This is a genomic window from Vibrio sp. 03_296, from assembly GCF_002265885.1.
Window position 1 is genome coordinate 1 of sequence record NZ_NPKW01001057.1, and the last position, 561, is coordinate 561.

The following is a 561-nucleotide window of genomic DNA, read 5'->3' on the forward strand; positions in this document are numbered from 1 at the left end:
TCACGATCTTTGGAACTCGCCAGCAGCAAATCGCGGAACTTCCCCTGTGGCAACACCATGACTTGGCGAAACTGCGTTTCATTCAATCCAATCAGTTCCGTCACTCGCGTTTTCACTTCAGCCGTTTTGCTGGTGATCAGTTCTTCGTCATCTTGGCAAAGATAAAGCGCGGCAGTGTGTTTTTGGTGGTGGTGCCTTCACCGCGTGCTTTTGCCGCCTCTTGCTCAGGTAAGCGAATCACCTTATAGCGTTTTCCATGTAGCAGAAACTCTAACGTCACTTCCGTGGCTAGATGGATAGAGGCCAAATCTGAACGCATCTGCATACCTTGGCGCTCATTGCCTGTGGTTTCGCCATAAAGGGCAAAACAGATCGCATCCAAGATAGAGGTTTTTCCCGATCCTGTGGGCCCATTGATTAAAAACAGAGGGTTGTCACCCAATTGAGTAAAATCAATGACTTCACGTTCAGCAAATGGACCAAACGCCTGCATGGTAAGTTTGAGTGGTTTCATCGCGATTCCTAAGACTTTGGTCAATTGTTGAATGAGTTGGCAAATCG

General features: G+C 47.8%; 1 pseudogene. It reads right to left on the minus strand.

What is annotated here, in order from left to right:
* Nucleotides 1-514 (minus strand): annotated as a pseudogene (locus CIK04_RS29805) (AAA family ATPase); the annotation flags it as partial.
* Nucleotides 515-561 lie beyond the last annotated feature (47 nt).